Origin of the sequence: Massilia solisilvae, assembly GCF_024753215.1 — a bacterium.
GTDB classification, from domain to species: domain Bacteria; phylum Pseudomonadota; class Gammaproteobacteria; order Burkholderiales; family Burkholderiaceae_D; genus Telluria; species Telluria solisilvae.
The window spans coordinates 56668-72354 of record NZ_JANUGV010000004.1; the positions used below are offsets into that span (position 1 = coordinate 56668).

The 15687-nt window shown below is 66.9% G+C and carries 16 protein-coding genes; 9 read left to right on the forward strand and 7 right to left on the reverse strand.

Going from position 1 to position 15687, the window contains the following annotated elements:
* Nucleotides 1-24: 24 nt before the first annotated feature.
* Together NX773_RS15290 and NX773_RS15295 are read right to left on the reverse strand one after the other, a co-directional pair.
* Nucleotides 25-423, reverse strand: coding sequence for a DUF2946 family protein (locus NX773_RS15290; RefSeq protein WP_258857188.1), 399 nt, complete (start codon nucleotides 421-423; stop codon nucleotides 25-27).
* Nucleotides 424-458: 35 nt separating this feature from the next.
* The gene (locus tag NX773_RS15295; RefSeq protein WP_258857189.1) at nucleotides 459-1403 is read right to left on the reverse strand and encodes a cation diffusion facilitator family transporter; all 945 of its coding nucleotides are present in this window, start codon (nucleotides 1401-1403) and stop codon (nucleotides 459-461) included.
* 144 nt (nucleotides 1404-1547) lie between these two features.
* Here NX773_RS15295 and NX773_RS15300 point away from each other — a divergent pair, with 144 nt between their 5' ends.
* From NX773_RS15300 to NX773_RS15315, 4 genes are read left to right on the forward strand one after another with little or no spacing between them, the layout of a single operon-like run.
* The gene (locus NX773_RS15300; protein ID WP_258857190.1) at nucleotides 1548-2552 is read left to right on the forward strand and encodes a porin family protein; all 1005 of its coding nucleotides are present in this window, start codon (nucleotides 1548-1550) and stop codon (nucleotides 2550-2552) included.
* Nucleotides 2553-2560: 8 nt separating this feature from the next.
* On the forward strand, nucleotides 2561-2974 hold the full coding sequence (locus NX773_RS15305; protein WP_258857191.1) for a type 2 periplasmic-binding domain-containing protein: 414 nt from the start codon (nucleotides 2561-2563) through the stop codon (nucleotides 2972-2974).
* Nucleotides 2971-4959 carry a sensor histidine kinase gene (locus NX773_RS15310; protein ID WP_258857192.1) on the forward strand — a complete coding sequence of 663 codons (1989 nt, stop codon included), beginning with the start codon at nucleotides 2971-2973 and terminating at the stop codon, nucleotides 4957-4959. Before NX773_RS15305 ends, NX773_RS15310 begins: the two co-directional genes overlap by 4 nt.
* Nucleotides 4952-5992, forward strand: a complete 1041-nt coding sequence (locus NX773_RS15315; RefSeq protein ID WP_258857193.1) for an HD domain-containing phosphohydrolase — start codon at nucleotides 4952-4954, stop codon at nucleotides 5990-5992. The genes NX773_RS15310 and NX773_RS15315 overlap by 8 nt, the downstream gene beginning before the upstream one ends.
* A 21-nt stretch (nucleotides 5993-6013) precedes the next feature.
* Here the strand turns inward: NX773_RS15315 and NX773_RS15320 are convergent, their stop codons facing one another.
* From NX773_RS15320 to NX773_RS15330, 3 genes are all read right to left on the reverse strand, one after another.
* Nucleotides 6014-7261: a DEAD/DEAH box helicase gene (locus NX773_RS15320; RefSeq protein WP_258857194.1), complete on the reverse strand. Its 1248-nt coding sequence runs from the start codon at nucleotides 7259-7261 to the stop codon at nucleotides 6014-6016.
* 63 nt (nucleotides 7262-7324) lie between these two features.
* Nucleotides 7325-7450, reverse strand: coding sequence for a hypothetical protein (locus tag NX773_RS15325; protein WP_258821764.1), 126 nt, complete (start codon nucleotides 7448-7450; stop codon nucleotides 7325-7327).
* Between the two features lie 59 nt (nucleotides 7451-7509).
* A complete protein-coding gene (locus NX773_RS15330) occupies nucleotides 7510-8184 on the reverse strand; it encodes a hypothetical protein (RefSeq protein WP_258857195.1) in 675 nt (224 codons plus the stop codon).
* Between the two features lie 217 nt (nucleotides 8185-8401).
* On the opposite strand from NX773_RS15330, the gene NX773_RS15335 reads away from it, so the two are divergent.
* The 4 genes from NX773_RS15335 to NX773_RS15350 all read left to right on the forward strand — a co-directional run bounded on the left by NX773_RS15335 (nucleotide 8402) and on the right by NX773_RS15350 (nucleotide 12419).
* Nucleotides 8402-9628, forward strand: coding sequence for a histidine kinase (locus NX773_RS15335; RefSeq protein ID WP_258857196.1), 1227 nt, complete (start codon nucleotides 8402-8404; stop codon nucleotides 9626-9628).
* Nucleotides 9621-10385, forward strand: a complete 765-nt coding sequence (locus NX773_RS15340) for a LytR/AlgR family response regulator transcription factor (RefSeq protein ID WP_258857197.1) — start codon at nucleotides 9621-9623, stop codon at nucleotides 10383-10385. The genes NX773_RS15335 and NX773_RS15340 overlap by 8 nt, the downstream gene beginning before the upstream one ends.
* Nucleotides 10386-10458: 73 nt before the next feature.
* Nucleotides 10459-10929, forward strand: a complete 471-nt coding sequence (locus NX773_RS15345) for a hypothetical protein (RefSeq protein WP_258857198.1) — start codon at nucleotides 10459-10461, stop codon at nucleotides 10927-10929.
* A 194-nt stretch (nucleotides 10930-11123) separates the two neighbouring features.
* Entirely contained in the window at nucleotides 11124-12419 is a 1296-nt protein-coding gene (locus NX773_RS15350) for an NAD(P)/FAD-dependent oxidoreductase (RefSeq protein ID WP_258857199.1), read from the forward strand.
* A 130-nt stretch (nucleotides 12420-12549) separates the two neighbouring features.
* On the opposite strand, the gene NX773_RS15355 is transcribed toward NX773_RS15350, so the two are convergent.
* A complete protein-coding gene (locus NX773_RS15355; protein WP_258857200.1) occupies nucleotides 12550-13266 on the reverse strand; it encodes a sensor histidine kinase in 717 nt (238 codons plus the stop codon).
* 146 nt (nucleotides 13267-13412) lie between these two features.
* On the opposite strand from NX773_RS15355, the gene NX773_RS15360 reads away from it, so the two are divergent.
* Nucleotides 13413-13880: a hemerythrin domain-containing protein gene (locus NX773_RS15360; protein ID WP_258857201.1), complete on the forward strand. Its 468-nt coding sequence runs from the start codon at nucleotides 13413-13415 to the stop codon at nucleotides 13878-13880.
* A 4-nt stretch (nucleotides 13881-13884) separates the two neighbouring features.
* Here the strand turns inward: NX773_RS15360 and NX773_RS15365 are convergent, their stop codons facing one another.
* Nucleotides 13885-15519: a response regulator gene (locus NX773_RS15365; RefSeq protein ID WP_258857202.1), complete on the reverse strand. Its 1635-nt coding sequence runs from the start codon at nucleotides 15517-15519 to the stop codon at nucleotides 13885-13887.
* Nucleotides 15520-15687: the final 168 nt, after the last annotated feature.

The following is a 15687-nucleotide window of genomic DNA, read 5'->3' on the forward strand; positions in this document are numbered from 1 at the left end:
CGCACCAAGGCAGGCCGGGACGAATCAGGCGCGCGCGAACCGGGGAGGTCGTTCGGGGTGTTCGGGGTCGACCGTCGGCACGTGGCCGTCGGCGAAGGGAATCGCGGTGGTCACCGGCGCGTGAGGCGCGGCGGTGGACAAGGCTTGGGCGGCGAGGGCGGCGCCCACACAGCAGAAGGAACAATTGCTGCACTTGCCGTCGTGGTGGGCGGTCTTGCCCTTGCAGTCTTGCGACGCCGCTTTGCCCGCCTCGCCATGATGGGCGGCCATCTTGCAGTCGGCGTGGCCCTGCATGGCATGCGTGGCGGGTGAAGAATGGCCCGACGAATGCGCGCACGGCATCATCGTTGCCGAGGCGAAGCCCTGGAAGGGCACCGCCAGCAACGCCAGCCACAGTATCAGCGATCGCAGGATTACATTCACTAGATCATTTTAGCATGGGCGCGACTGTGGTAGCACTAGCCGGCCCCCAGTCCTGCCGATTTGAAGTAGATGTGCTGGATGGCCGGATAGACGTCGCGCACCTTGGCTTCCAGCCGCTCGATCGCGTCCTCCACCTCGTCGATGGTCATGCCGCGCTTGAACTGCACGGCCGCGTTGAGCAAGACCTCGTCCGGGCCAAGTTGCATGGTCAGCAATCTGCCAACGGTCATGATGCTGGGGTCGGTGCGGAAGATCTCGCGCAATTTTCCGGTCTGCTCGCGCCCGATGCCTTCGCCGACCAGCAGGCCGCCGGTCTCGCGTGCCAGGGTGACGGCCGCGCCGAGCAGCAGCAGGCCCACCGCCACCGAGGCGGCCGGGTCAAGCCACGGGGTGTTAAGGAGCTGGCTGAGCGCAATGCCGGTCGCGGCAATGGCAAGGCCAGCCAGCGCCGCGGTATCCTCGATGAAGACGGTGAACACCGACGCATTCTTGCTCGACCGAACCGTTTGCCACAGGCTCGCGCCCGGGCGGCGCACTTCGTTCAGTTCCTTGCGCGAGACATTCCAGCTGTACGCTTCGAAGCCGGCCGCGATGGCCAGCACCACGTAGTTCCAGAACGGGTCGCCGATCGGCTCCGGATGGCGCAGCGCGTGCACGCCGTGGTAGATCGACAGGCCGCCGCCGAGCGTGAAGACGGACAGCGCCACGATCAGCGCCCAGAAATAGATGGCCTTGCCATAACCGAAGGGATGGCGCGGCGTGGGTGGCAGCGTGCTCATTTTTTCACCGACGAGCAGCAATAGTTCGTTGCCGGTGTCCACGGCCGAGTGAATGCCTTCGGCCAGCATCGCCGCGCTGCCGGTCACCAGGGCCACGACGAATTTGGCGGCAGCGATTCCCAGGTTCGCCAAAATTGCCGCGTAGATAACCTTGCGCGAGCCTTCCTTGGCGTCGGTTGGTTGCCCGTTCTCGTCCTGCATCACCCATTCCAGTTCTTGATTGCCCAGGTGCTAGTGTAGCTAAATCGGCAAGCGTCGATTGCACAAATGGGGGGCCACATGCCGGCTGGCGTAGAATGTAGGAAATTATAAAAAATCAAGAATATGAAGGCGGGAAAAATTTGCTTGGCGGCTGGCATCTGGCTGGCTGCATCCGCAGGGGGAGCGGCGCGGGCCGGCAATTACAACATCGGCGAAGGCTACACGGCCGGGCCGGTCAATATTGCAGGATATCTCAACCTGGTCGGGGAGAACGTGCGCGGCGGCGAGCGCCAGCTGGTCGTGGACGACATCAGCCTGTTCATGGGGGCGCGGTTGAACCGCTACCTCAACCCCTTCTTTGAAGCCGAATTCAGCGGCGCGACGCTCTGGAAGGAGCATGGCCACCTGCTGGGCGACAACCACCCGCGTTTCGTGCTCGAGCGCCTCTACAACGACATCCACCTGACGCCGGAGCTGACGCTGCGCGCCGGCAAAATGTTGAGTCCGGTCGGAGAGTGGAACAGCATCCACGCCGCGCCGCTCGTTCCCACGGTGACGCGGCCGTTGACGACACGGCGCGGCTTTCCCGAGTACACGTCCGGCGCGGCACTCCAGTACGCGCCCAACGATGAGAACAAGCCCGAGGTCAACCTCTACTGGCAACCCGGCGGCGAACTGCGTCCACGCCCGAGCGAGCGCGAATACCAGGACGTGGCCGGCGTCCACCTCAATTGGGCGACCGGGCTGACCGACAAGATCGGCCTGTCGGTGCAGCACGCGCGCGTGCGCAATACGGGCGATGCGCAATGGCTGGCCGGCGTCAATGCGCGCCAGACCTTGGGGCGACTGCAGCTCGAGACCGAGGCAACCCATATCCGGATCAGCGGCGTCAACCCGGCGCGCGTGCGAGACCGCGAGTGGGGCGCCTACCTGCTCGGCAGCTATGCGCTGGACGAACGCTGGTCGGTGCTGGCGCGTTACGAGCATTTCGCCGATCGCGGTGTGCGCTCCGGCTCGCGCAATGCGCTGGCCGGCATCTCCTTCCGCCAGCAACCATCGGTCGTCTGGAAGCTGGAGTATGTCAAGCAGTCCGGTGCGGTGCTCGACCTGCGCACCGGGGTGCAGGCATCGCTGGCGGTTCTGTTCTAGGAGGCGCCATGCGACGCTTCCTGTGCCTCTTTCTCGCGCTGCTCGGCGCTGGCGCCAGTGCCGACGAACTGCTGGTGATCGCGCATCCGAACGTGCCGGTATCGACCCTGAGCTTCGAGGCGCTGTCCGCCATCTACCTGCTCAAGACGCCCGAATGGCGCGGCGGCGACATCATCGTTCCGGTCAACCGCGAGGCGCAAAGCGCCGAGCGCATGCGGTTCTCCGCCACCGTGCTGCGGCAGAGCCCCAACGCACTGGCGGCATTCTGGAACCAGATGCACTTCAAGGGCAAGGTGCCGCCCATCGTTCAGGAGTCCGACCAGGCGGTGCTCGCTTTCGTGCAGAAGGTGCCGGGCGCGGTCGGCTACATCAGCGCGACCGTCGCGCCGAAGAACGTCAAGGTGCTGGCGCGCGTCCCATGATGAACTGGCTCTCCTGGTCGATCGGACGCAAGCTGCTGGCCTCGTTCGCGGGCATTTTTTTCGTCACATATCTGCTGACGGCAGTCGTCGTGTTCACCAGCGTGCGCACGGCGATGATGCAGGCCGAGGCCGCGGCCCTGACGCGCCTGGCGGACCAGAAGGTTGAACTGGCGGCCAACCACCTGCAAGCGGTCGCGACCAACCTGCAGGCATGGTCCCATCTCGAGGTGATGAACGACCTGGTCTCGGGCGACGTGGACAAGCGCGTGACGCGCACGCTTGAAAGTCTCAAGTCGCAATACGGCCTGGCCGGGGACATCTACGCGTTTGACTCGCAGGACCGGCTGGTGGCGGCATCCGCGCCGGTTCACCCCGAGGCGGCCCTGCCGCAGGTATGGCGCCCGCGCGCAAGCGAGCCGGCGCTGATCGACGCGCACCGCGACCCGCTGGGGCAAGGGCGGGTGCTGGCATTGAGCGTGCCGATCAAGGCCAGCTTCGCATCCAACTTCAAGCTCGGCACGCTGGTGGTGACCCTGCCATGGTCCGCCATCGAGACGATGCTCGCGGCCAGCGGCCACGCCATCGTGCTCTACAAGGCGGCGCCGCCGTCCCTGCTGTACGCGGGCGGGCTGGCACTCGACGAAGCGGCGCTGGCGCGCCTGGCGCAGCGGCCGGCGCAGGTCCAGGCCGGCGCCGGGCGCTTTGTCGCCGGCTATTCATCCGGGGCGAGCAAGCTGCTCAACGACTGGCGCGTCGCCGCGCTCAAGGACGGGGACGTCGCCGAGCAGCCGATCCGGGCGGTCGCCGTCAAGCTGGTTGTCCTGGGCTTGCTGCTGGCGTTGCCGATCATGCTGGCGGTACGCTGGTTGTCGCGCCGCCTCACCGAACCGGTCCAGTCGCTCACCAGCGTCGTATCGCAGATCACCAGTTCGGGCGACCTGTCGGCGCGGGCGCAGGTGAGCGGTCGCGACGAACTGGGGACGCTCGCGGTGTCCTTCAACGCCATGGCGGGCAACCTGCAACGCATCTCGAGCGAGCGCGAGCGCGCCCTTGCGGAGCTGGGCATGCTGAACAAGACGCTGGAACAGCGCGTCAGCGAACGCACCGCCGCGCTGGAGGCGGCCAACCTGGAGCTCAGTAGCGCGCTCGCCAACCTGAAGGCGACGCAGGGGCAGCTGGTGCAATCGGAGAAGATGGCGTCGCTGGGCCAGCTGGTGGCTGGCGTGGCCCATGAGCTGAACAATCCGATCGGCTTCATTTACGCGAACTTCCCGCACCTGGAGGAATACACCGGCGAGCTGCTGGCGCTGATCGATACGATGCGGCAGGCAGCGGACCCGGCGCAAAAGGCCATGGTCGAGGAGCGGATCAGGGCTGCCGACCTGGACTTCATCAGGGAGGACACCGTCAAGATCATCCGTAGCGGTAAGTCCGGCGCCGCGCGCATCAAGGAGATCGTCAGCTCGCTGCGCAGCTTCTCGCGCCTGGACGAGGCGGAACTGAAAAGCGTGCGGCTGGAGGACGGCATCGACGATACGCTGGCGCTGCTGCATCACCAGATCAAGAACCGCATCGCCGTCAGCAAGAACTATCGCTTGAACGAACCGGTCTTGTGCTTCGCGGGCCAGATCAACCAGGTGTTCATGAACGTCATCTACAACGCCTTGCAGGCGATGGACGGGCCGGGCACGCTGCACATCGCCACCTGGCGCGATGGCGATTTCGCTCGCGTGAGCATCGCCGACAGCGGCAAAGGCATACCGCCGGACCTGATCGACAAGATATTCGACCCTTTCTTCACCACGAAAAAGGTCGGGGAAGGGACGGGGCTGGGTTTGTCGATCTCGTACGGGATCGTCGAGAAGCACGGCGGGCGCATCGACGTGCGCAGCGAGCCGGGCACGGGCACCACGTTCACCGTGGCGATCCGCATGCGCCCACTGAAGACCGAAACGATTCACCAGGAGACCCGGAGCCATGGATAACGATAAGTTCAAGCTGCTGTTTGTCGACGACGAGCCGGACATCCTCGACAGCCTGTCGCGCGCATTCCGCCGCGAATACCGCATCTTCACCGCCGCTTCCGGCGCGGCCGGGATCGAACTGCTGCGCACGGAGAAAATCGACCTTGTGATCTCGGACCAGCGCATGCCGGACGTGACCGGCGACGAGGTGCTCAAGTTCGCAATGGAGCAGCAGCCGGAAGCGATCCGCATCCTGCTGACCGGCTATTCGGACATGGAGTCGCTGGTGCGCTGCGTGAACGAAGCGGGCATCTACAAGTACATCACCAAGCCATGGGAGCCCGAGAACCTGCGCCTGACGGTCGTGCGCGCGCTCGAAAGCCTGAGCCTGGGGCGCCGCCTGCAGGACGCCAACCGCAACCTCGAACGCGCCTATCTCGATGCGGTCTCGATGCTGTCGGTGGCCTGCGAGGGCAAGGACCTCGACACCGGCTTTCATGTGCAGCGGGTGCAGTATTTCACGCAGGCGCTGGCCACCGAGCTGGGGCTGGGACAGGACGCGGCGCACCACATGGGCGTCATGAGCATCCTGCACGACGTGGGCAAGCTGTACATCCCCGACGAGATCCTGAAGAAGCCGGGCAAGCTCACCGCCGACGAGTGGGACGTCATGAAGCGCCATCCCGAATATGGCCTGCGCATCCTCGGCGAGAACCCGTTCTACGAGATGGCGCGCGAGATCGCGGTGGGCCACCACGAGAGCATCGACGGCAGCGGCTACCCGAAGGGCTTGAAAGGCGAGCAGATTCCGCTGTCCGCGCGCATCGTGCGCGTCGCCGACATGTTCGACGCGCTGACCTCGCGCCGCCCGTACAAGGAGCCGTGGAGCGTCGAGGCGGCGCTGGAGCTGCTGCGTTCCCAGGCCGGCTCGCACCTCGATCCGGCGGTGGTCGATGCGCTCGGGCGGCTGGCCGAACGCGGCACGATCGGGACCATCATGCGCGAATACAGTCCGCAAGCCGCCGCTTGCGCGCCAGCGCGGCAATTGGCTTAGGGGACGGGATACGCCCGGTCCTCAGCGGCGAAAGCGCACGTCCACGCTCACGACCTGCGCGTCGCCCTTCGGCTTTTTCGGCTTTTTCGGCTTCTTCAGCACCTGGCCGCTGGAATTCGTTTCCGGGACGCGGTGGTCCGGCTCGAAACCGGCTTCCTCGACCCGCTTGAGGGTTTGCTTCGTCAGCTGTTCGATGGCCGCAAGCTGCTGCACCTCGTCGGCGCACACCAGCGACACCGCCTCGCCCGAGGCGCCGGCGCGGCCGGTGCGGCCGGTGCGGTGCACGTAGTCCTCGGCCACGATCGGCAGGTCGAAGTTGACGACCACCGGCAGCTCCTCGATGTCCAGGCCGCGCGCGGCCACGTCGGTCGCCACCAGCACGTTGACCTGGCCGGCCTTGAAGCGCTCGAGTGCGCGCAGGCGCGCCGGCTGCGGCTTGTCGCCGTGGATGGAATCGACGCTGATGCGCTTGGCGGACAGCAGGCCCACCAGCTCATCGACGCCCTTGCGCGTCCTGGCAAAGGCCAGCACCTGCGGCCAGCCGTGCTTTTTCATCAGGTGCAGAAAAAGCTCGGTCTTGCGCTTCTTGTCCACCGGGACCACCCATTGGCGGATCGCCTTGACCGTGGTGTTGCGCGGCGCGGCCTCGACGCTGACCGGGTCGCGCAGCAGTTTGGCGGCCAGCGCGCGGATCGGATCGGAAAAGGTGGCCGAGAACAGCAGGGTCTGGCGTTGTTTCGGCAGCGCCATCAGGATCGCGTCGAGTTCGCGCGCAAAGCCCAGGTCGAGCATGCGGTCGGCTTCGTCCAGCACCAGCGTCTGCACCTGGTTCAGCTTGAGCGCGTTCTTGGCGTGCAGGTCGAGCAGGCGGCCGGGCGTGGCCACCAGCAGGTCCACGCCGCGGCGCAGCTTCATCATCTGCGGGTTGATGCTCACGCCGCCGTAAGCCACCAGGGTGCGCAGCGGCAGGCCGGCGCCGTACGCGCGCACGCTGTCGTGCACCTGTTCGGCCAGCTCGCGCGTGGGCACCAGCACCAGCGCGCGGGTCGCGTTGCTGCTCGCCTGGCCGCCATTCATCACCAGCCGCTGCAAGAGCGGCACGGCAAAGCCGGCGGTCTTGCCGGTGCCGGTCTGGGCGGCAGCCATCACGTCGCGTCCCGCGAGCACGGCGGGAATGGCTTGCGCCTGGACGGCGGTGGGGGCCTTGTAGCCGAGCGATGCGAGGGTGCCGGCGATCTGCTCGATCAGGCCAAGGGAAGCAAACGACATGAGGGTGCCTGGCGCGTAAAAAGGCGACAGTTTACCTTGCTCGGGCGGAAAATGCTGCGGTGTTCAGGCGTGGGCCGATGCGGCCGGCACGGGCACGGTCGGCTTGACCGGCTCGTGCCTGTCCTTGCACCCGGCCGCCAGCAGGCAGGCCAGGGCCAGCGCGCACCACCGCGAAAATGGAAGGATCATGATGGTTCCTCCGGATGAAGAACCATCATAGCCGGGTGGCGCGCGCCGCGGCGCAGCGTTCAGAAACGGTAGGAGATGCTGGCGCGCAGCACCGGGTACACCTTGTACGATGAGGTGTCGCCCGCCAGGCGGGCCTGCTCGGCGGCGACGTCGGAGGCCAGTGCCTTGCACACCGTCTGCGAGGTGGCGCAACCCAGGCTGGCCAAGTGCACGTTGGCCTTGCCCTGGTAGTAGGCGCCCAGGTCGGCGTTGAACTGCAGGCGCTTGTCGGCGGCCAGCGGGTTGCCCCAGCCAATGCCGAGGTAGGGTGCCGCCTTGCGGAACTTGACCGTGCCGTTCAGCACGCCAACGTCCGCTGCCGTGTAGTTTTTGCCGTTGATGGTGAAGCCGCCCAGCGGGTCAGCCTTGGCATGGGCATCGAAATTGGTGCCGTTGTACACCAGGCCGCCGGTCAGGTGGAAGCTGCTGTTCTCGCGCAGGTACCAGTCGAACAGGACGTCGATGGTCTGCAGCTTGCCCTTCAGGTCGTAGTCGATCATGCCCGAACGCTTGGTCATGTCGTGCTTGAAGTAGTTGGCGCCGAAGCGGCCGTTCAGGTAGGTCTCCATCGGCACCACCAGGTGCAGGCCGGCGCCGGTGGTGCCGGCATCGGCGGTCACGGCAACCTGGGCCTGCGCCGAGGCGGCGGTGGCCAGCACGGCGGCCAGGACGAGCGCTTTGTGTTTCGGGAACATCGGTTGACCTTTCAAATGTGAAATATATGACTGTGCGGCATTTTATCCGCAGACCCTGCCTGTGACGATCTTTGTGCAGCAACCTGTGGCGTCCAAGCCGCTTTCGGGGTAAGCCGGGGGCACTTCGTCGGCGCCGGCGGGCCTTTGTCGCACCGGTGCCCACTGCGAAGAAAGGGGTTGCTAAGGTGGAAGCACTCCCACTACATTTGAGTTCATTATGATTTCAGCCACACTTTTCATTTTCCGGCTGCTGCTGTCCTGGATGGTGGCTTACCTGGTCGTTGCCGTCGCGCTGGGCCAAACGGTGTTCCGCTACGCGGTCAACTTCGGCGGCTACGCCGTGCTCGGCGGGTTCGCGCTGGCGCTGGTGGTCGTCTCGGTCGCGTTTTCGCACGTGCGGCGGGTGCGCCTGGTCGCCGGCGCGGTGGACTTCGACAAGCTCGCGGCGCGCCAGCGCCGCCAGATCGAGATCCCGTTCGAGGCCGGCGAGGCGTTCGACCTGGTGGACGCGGCCATTCGCGAACTGCCTGGTTCGCTGGTGATCGACAGCGCGCGCGACAGCCTGCAGGTGCGCGGCAAGATCAAACGCTTCGACCCCTACGGCAACGCGCACAGCGGGCGCAACCAGGTGCTGGTGACGGTGACGCCCAACGGCGACACCGGCACCGCGATGCTGGTGTGCGAACCGGCGCGCGCCGCCTGGACCGACTGGTTCCTGGTCGATCACGGCACCAACCTGGAAAACGCGGAGGCGATCGGCCGCGCGATCACGCGCCGCGTGGCCGAGCGCCGCCGTGGCGAGCAGGCCAGCGTGCGCGACACGGTGGCCGAAAAGGAGATCGCGGTGGCGCGCCTGAACCTGCTGCAGGCCCAGGTCGAGCCGCACTTCCTGTACAACACGCTCGCCAACGCCCAGCTGCTCACGCGCAGCGACCCGCCGCTGGCCGACAAGATGCTCGGCAACCTGATCCAGTACCTGCGCCATTCGCTGCCGCGTGCGGGCGACGGCATGTCCACGCTGGGGCAGGAGCTGGAGCGCACCCAGGCCTACCTGGACATCCTCAAGATCCGCATGGGCGAGCGCCTGAGCGCGCAGGTGCAGGTGGAGGCGACGCTGGCGCGCCATCCGTTCCCGTCGATGATGCTGCAGACGCTGGTGGAAAACGCCATCAAGCACGGGCTGGAGCCAAAACCGGGCGGCGGGACGGTCTGGGTGCTGGCACGGGTGCAGGGCGCAGCGCTGTCGGTGACGGTGGCCGACGACGGCATGGGGCTGACCGGCCACACTGGCGGCAGCGGCATCGGCCTTGCCAACGTGCGCGAGCGCCTGCGGCTGGAATACGGCGAGCGCGCCACCTTTGCCATCGGCTCGAACTTCCCCAGCGGCGTGGCGGCGACCATCACCGTGCCATACCAGATCGCTCAGGAGGCGGCGCATGCTTAAATGCGTGGTAGCGGAGGACGAGGCGCTGCTGCGCGCCGAGCTGGTGGCCCGGCTGCGCGAGGCCGCGCCCGACCTGGACCTGGTGGCCGTGTGCGAGGACGGCGCCAGTGCGCTGGAGGCGATCGCCGAGCACCAGCCGCAGTTCGCCTTCCTCGACATTCGCATGCCTGGCATTTCGGGCCTGGAAGTGGCGGCGGCGCTGGCCGAGGCGAGCCCGCAAACCCAGGTGGTGTTCGTGACCGCGTACGAGCAGCATGCGCTGGACGCGTTCGAGCGCGGCGCGGTGGACTACCTGCTCAAGCCCGTCGCGCCCGAGCGGCTGGCCGCCACGCTCACGCGCCTGCGCGCGCGCATGGGGCAGGGCGGTCCCGATCCCCGGCTGCTCGACACCCTGCTGCGCCAGCTCGGCCATTCGGCCCCGGCCAAGGCGCCGCCGCTGGCATGGATCACCGCCAGCCGGGGACAGGAGACGCGCCTCATCATGGTGGAGGACGTGGTGTACTTCCAGTCCGACGCCAAGTACACGGTCGTGATGACCGCCGACGGCGAAGCGCTGCTGCGCACGCCGCTGCGCGAGTTGCTCGCGGTGCTGGACCCGGCCATGTTCCGCCAGGTGCATCGCTCGACCATCGTGAACATGCGCGCGGTCGCTTCCGTCGCACGAGACGAAGCCGGGCGCGGGCGCATCCGGCTGAAGAGCCGCCCCGAGATGCTGACGGTCAGCCAGGCTTTCATGAGTTTGTTCCGCAACATGTGAATGTGTGTAACAGCGCACGGAATTAAACGTTGCATTTGTTAAACTTCGCGCACATTGTCCTTGTGAGGAAAACATGAAATCCCTGATCGCCGCAGCTGCCCTGGTGGCAGCATCCGTTCCCGCCCTGGCGCAGACCAACGTGAGCGTCACGATCGGCCAGCCTGGCTTCTACGGCCAAATCAACATCGGCGACGCGCCGCCGCCGGCGCTGGTGTACGAGCGCCCGATCATCATCCAGCAGGCGCCGCGCTACGTCGCCCAGCCGGTGTACCTGCGCGTGCCGCCCGGCCACCGTAAGCACTGGTCGCGCTTCTGCGGCCGCTACAACGCCTGCGGGCGCCCGGTGTACTTCGTGACTGACGACTGGTACGAGCGCACCTACGTGCCGCACTACCGCGAAGTGCATTACCGGCCCGAACCGCGCGTGGTGCGTGCGCCGGAATGGCGCGACGATGACCGCGGCGAGTGGCGCGAGGAGCATGGGCGCGGCCACGGCGAGGGCCATGGCAACGGCCACGGAAACGGGCACGGCCGCGGGCACTGAATAGCATCGCAATCCTGAATACGTCGTCCCGGCGCAGGCCGGGCCCCATGCTGAGCGTGCATTCACGCGGCCTCTGGGTCCCGGCTTTCGCCGGGACGACGTTGCTTGGGAGTATCGCGCATCCGGCAGCCGCCCGGGTCCCGGTGTAGACTTGTCCTGTTCGCCCCGGCGGGGTAGTGGAACGGGAGGCAGGTTTGCAGAGCGAGATCGTGATCGTAGGCGGTGGCGCCGGCGGGCTGGAGCTGGCATGCAAGCTCGGGCGCAGGCTCGGGCCGTCGAAGGTGGCGCTGGTCGACAGCCGCCTGTACCACATCTGGAAGCCGTCGCTGCACGAGGTGGCGGCGGGCACCCTCGACATCCACCAGGAGGGCCTGTCGTACCAGATGCTGGGGCATGACAACGGCTTCACCTTCATCCTTGGCGCGATGACCGGCCTGGACAGCGCCGGCAAGCGCATCACCGTCGGCCCCGTCAGTGGCGGGGGCGAGGAAGTGCTGCCGGAGCGGCACATCGGCTACGGCGCGCTGGTGCTGGCAGTGGGCAGCACCTCCAACTACTTCGGCGTGCCGGGCGCACGCGAACACACGATCTCTCTGAACGCCACCGAGGACGCCGAGCGCTTCCGGCTCAAGCTGCTGCGCCTGCTGGCGAGCGCGGACGAGCATCTCGAGGAAGGCCGGAAGAGCGGGCTGGACGTGGTCATCATCGGCGGCGGGGCCACCGGCGTCGAGCTGGCAGCCGAGCTGCGCGAGGCGTCCGGCGTGTACGCGGTGTATGGCTTTTCGCACCTGCAGGCGCGGCGCGACGTGCACATCACGCTGCTCGAAGGGGCGCCGCGCATCCTGGCGCCGCTGCCCGAGCGCGTGTCGAACGCGGCGTTGCGGCTGCTGAAAAAGCGCGCCATCCAGGTGGTGACCGACTGCCGCGTGACTAGCATCGAGAAGGACAAGATACACGACGGGAAGGGCAACACCTATCCCGCCGACCTGTGCGTGTGGGCCGCGGGCATTCGCGCGCCCGAGTTCCTTGGCACGCTGGGCCTGCCGACCAATCGCGGCGGCCAGGTCGAGGTGGACGGGCACCTGCGGGTCAAGGGCGTGCCGGACGTGTACGCGCTGGGCGACTGCGCGGCCTGCGTGGACGGCAATGGCAAGCCGGTGCCGCCGCGCGCGCAGGCGGCGCACCAGCAGGCCGATTACCTGCGCACGACCTTCGTGCGGCGCGCGCAGGGCAAGGCCGCGCAGGAGGCGCCTTACCGTTATCGCGATTACGGCTCGCTGGTCTCGCTCGGGCATACCACCACGGTCGGGAGCCTGATGGGGGCGCTGCGAGGCGCCTCGTGGTTCGTCGAAGGCTTCGTCGCGCGCATGATGTACCTGAGCCTGCACTTGCTGCATCACCAGGCCGTGCTGGGCTCGGTGCGCACCGCGGTGCTGGCGGTGGCGCGCTTCCTGATCCGGCGCACCACGCCGCTGGTCAAGCTGCACTGAGTCGGCTCTGCTAGTAAAACCGTCGTCCCGGCGCAGGCCGGGACCCATGCCGAGTATCCGAATTCGGAAGCGGGTTATGGGTCCCGGCCTTCGCCGGGACGACGCTGTTTGAGGGCGCGGAAATGGCGGCTCAGGCCGTGCGGTCGTGGCAATGTGGCAGCGTTAGCGTCAGCGCGGCGCCGCCATCGGGATGGGCCGCCAGCGTGAGCGTGCCGCCCAACAGGCGGGCGCGCTCGCGCAGCAGGCGCAGGTCGTGGCAGCGAAGGTCGAGCAAGGCGTCCGGGCGCGGGCCGTGGCCGTTGTCGCGCACGGTCAGCATCGCCTGCTCGCCGTCGTCGTCGAGAATCAGCTCGGCCTGGCTCGCGCTGGCGTGGGCGGCCGCGTTGCGCAGCCCTTCCTCGGCGCAGCGCAGCAGGAGCACGCCTTGTTCGCGTGTGCACTGCACATCGTCGTCCGGCAGGCTCGCGCGCGTGGCGATGCCGTGAGCGGCGCCAAAGCCGTTCGCCAGTTCCGTCAGCGCCGCCTTGATGCCGAGGAATTCGAGCTTGTCGTTCCACAGCGCGAGCTGCATCGTGCGGTTCGTTTCGATGATCGTCGTGAGCAGTTGCTTCATCTGCGCGGCGCGGTCGCGTGCCTTGCCTTCGGCCGGCAGCTGCTGCGCGAGCAGGCCCAGGTGCATGGTCAGCGCGGTCATCGACGAGCCGAGGTTGTCGTGCAGCTGGCGCGCGAGCTGGCGCCGCTCTTCATCCCAGCAGTTGGCCAGGTGGCCGAGCAGCTCGGTCAGCTCGGCCACGCGGGCGGCGAGCTGCTGTTCCAGTTCCGTGGTCGGGGCGGGGACGTTGGTCATCGTTCGTCGGTAATGTTTCCGGGATCATACATCAGCTGTCCGGACGGCGGCGCGCGCGCAACTGTGAGTCCGCGCACATACCGCGGCCGCATTTGCCGCCACCCTTGAGCTTGCGCCATTCAATCAACGAAAGCAAGGGAGCTCGTATGACCACCAAAGCCAGCGCCAACCAGGACGCCATTGCCATGCTCACCGCGGAGCACCGTGAAGTGAAGCAGATGTTCGAGCAGTTCGAACAGATGACCGACCGTGCCAAGGTGAGCAAGAAGAAGCTCGCCGACCAGATCTGCGAAGCGCTGATCCTGCACACGGCGATCGAGGAAGAGATTTTCTACCCGGCCGTGCGCGAGGCGGTCGACGAAGCCGAGGACAAGCTGGACGAGGCGCTGGTCGAACACGCCTCGGCCAAGGACCTGATCGCGCAGATTCAGGAGATGGACCCGGGCGACGAGCTGTACGACGCCAAGGTCAAGGTGCTGTCGGAGCAGGTGGAGCACCACGTCGAGGAAGAGGAAAAGGAGATGTTCCCGATGGCCAGGAAGGGCGGCCTGGACCTGGCGGCGCTGGGCGAGGAAATGGCCCAGCGCAAGCAGGAGCTGAAGACGACGCGCTGATGCCTCAGGCAGCCGGGCGCACGCTCGGCCGCGCGGTGGCCTGCTCGCCGAGCGCGTCGAGCAGCAGGCGAATGTCCACCGGCTTGACCAGGTGCAGGTCGAAGCCGGCTTCCAGTACGCGCTTCTGGTCTTCTTCCAGCCCGTAGCCGGTGAGCGCGATCAGGCGCATGTTGCGGGTGGCGGGATGCTCGCGCAGGCGGCGCGCCACTTCATAGCCGTCGATGCCGGGCAGGCCGATGTCCACCAGCGCGACATCGGGCGGCTCGGCGGTGGCGGCGGCCACGCCTTCCAGCCCGTCGCCGGCCTGGCGCACCGGGTAGTGGTAGGCGTCGAGCATGGTGGCCATCATTTCGCGGCCATCCTCGTTATCCTCGATCAGCAGCACGGTCGGCCTGGTGGCCTCGGGCTGGTGACGGCGCGGCGCGGGCGCAGCCTGCACGGCCGCGGCGATGCGCGGCAGCCGGATCTCGAACCTGCTGCCGTTGCTGTTGCCGTCGCTGTGCGCGTTGACGCTGCCGCCGTGCAGCTCGACCAGGCGACGCACCAGCGACAGGCCGATGCCCAGGCCCCCTTGTGCGCGGTCGATCGAGATCGTGCCCTGCACGAACACGTCGAACACATGCGGCAGCAGCTCCGGGCCGATGCCCACGCCGGTGTCGCTGACGGCCAGCACCACGTTGTCCTTGTCGCAGGACACCGCGATGTCGATGCTGCCACCGGCCGGCGTGTACTTGAGCGCGTTGTCGATCAGGTTCGAGGTCACCTGCTCGAGGCGCGTGGCGTCGCCCTCGACCCAGCCCGGTTCCAGCTCGACGTTGATGCGGTAGCCGGCGGTGCGGCCGGTGGCGCGGAAGGTGTCCAGGCAGGTCGAGACCAGCGTGGACAGATCGAGGGCCTTCTTCGACAGCAAAATCTTGCCTGACATGGCGCGCGACAAATCGAGCAGGTCGTCCACGATGCGCGACAGGTGCTGGGTCTGGCGCTGGATGATGACGCGGGCGCGGGCGTTGCTTTCGGCGTGCGAGCCGGGCAGGCCGAGCAGGGCGGCGGCGCTCGAAATGGCCGACAGCGGGTTGCGCAGCTCGTGGCCGAGCATGGCCAGGAATTCGTCCTTGGCGTGGCTTTTGCGCTCGGCCGCGCGGCGCTCTTCCATTTCGCGCACCAGCTGGCGGTTGGTCGCCGTCAGCTCGGAGGTGCGCTGCGACAGCTTGTCGGCCTGGCGCCTGAGCTGCTCGTTCTTGTTGGCCAGCGCAACGAACACCGAGACCTTGGCCTGCAGGATCTGCGGAATCACCGGGGTGAACAGGAAATCGACGGCGCCGCGCTGGTAGGCCTTGAGCCGGTCGATCTCGTCGGCCAAAAAGGCGGTCACGAAGATGATCGGGATGTCGGCCGAGCGCGCGCGCTGGTGGATCGCCTCCGCGGTTTCGAAGCCGTCCATGCCGGGCATGTTCACGTCGAGCAGGATGACGGCAAAGTCGTGCAGCAGCACCTGGCGCAGGGCTTCCTGTCCGGAACGCGCGGACACCACCGTGTAGCCGGTCTCGTCCGCCCATTGGTCGAGGAGGCTGGTCAGGGCCAGCAAGCTCGCGGGGTCATCGTTGACGACGAGGATTTTCGGTTTGTCGGATTTCGGCACGATGTTTCTGCTGAGGCGTAAAAAGTCGCTGGCGTTTTGTGAAAAGCATAGCAGAGCTTTGAAAAATTGCTGAAACAAAACACGCCCGCGTTGCAACAAACCATCATAACACGACAGCGATATTTGCAAAAAAGTTATCGTGCGCGCCCCCGACCGTACGCTGCCGCA

Excerpts from the sequence above, each read along its gene's own strand:
- NX773_RS15295 (WP_258857189.1), bottom strand. The coding sequence starts at position 1,403 with ATGCAGGACGAGAACGGGCAACCAACCGACGCCAAGGAAGGCTCGCGC.
- NX773_RS15305 (WP_258857191.1), top strand. The coding sequence starts at position 2,561 with ATGCGACGCTTCCTGTGCCTCTTTCTCGCGCTGCTCGGCGCTGGCGCC.
- NX773_RS15310 (WP_258857192.1), top strand. The coding sequence starts at position 2,971 with ATGATGAACTGGCTCTCCTGGTCGATCGGACGCAAGCTGCTGGCCTCG.
- NX773_RS15315 (WP_258857193.1), top strand. The coding sequence starts at position 4,952 with ATGGATAACGATAAGTTCAAGCTGCTGTTTGTCGACGACGAGCCGGAC.
- NX773_RS15320 (WP_258857194.1), bottom strand. The coding sequence starts at position 7,261 with ATGTCGTTTGCTTCCCTTGGCCTGATCGAGCAGATCGCCGGCACCCTC.
- NX773_RS15325 (WP_258821764.1), bottom strand. The coding sequence starts at position 7,450 with ATGATCCTTCCATTTTCGCGGTGGTGCGCGCTGGCCCTGGCCTGCCTG.
- NX773_RS15330 (WP_258857195.1), bottom strand. The coding sequence starts at position 8,184 with ATGTTCCCGAAACACAAAGCGCTCGTCCTGGCCGCCGTGCTGGCCACC.
- NX773_RS15335 (WP_258857196.1), top strand. The coding sequence starts at position 8,402 with ATGATTTCAGCCACACTTTTCATTTTCCGGCTGCTGCTGTCCTGGATG.
- NX773_RS15340 (WP_258857197.1), top strand. The coding sequence starts at position 9,621 with ATGCTTAAATGCGTGGTAGCGGAGGACGAGGCGCTGCTGCGCGCCGAG.
- NX773_RS15345 (WP_258857198.1), top strand. The coding sequence starts at position 10,459 with ATGAAATCCCTGATCGCCGCAGCTGCCCTGGTGGCAGCATCCGTTCCC.
- NX773_RS15355 (WP_258857200.1), bottom strand. The coding sequence starts at position 13,266 with ATGACCAACGTCCCCGCCCCGACCACGGAACTGGAACAGCAGCTCGCC.
- NX773_RS15360 (WP_258857201.1), top strand. The coding sequence starts at position 13,413 with ATGACCACCAAAGCCAGCGCCAACCAGGACGCCATTGCCATGCTCACC.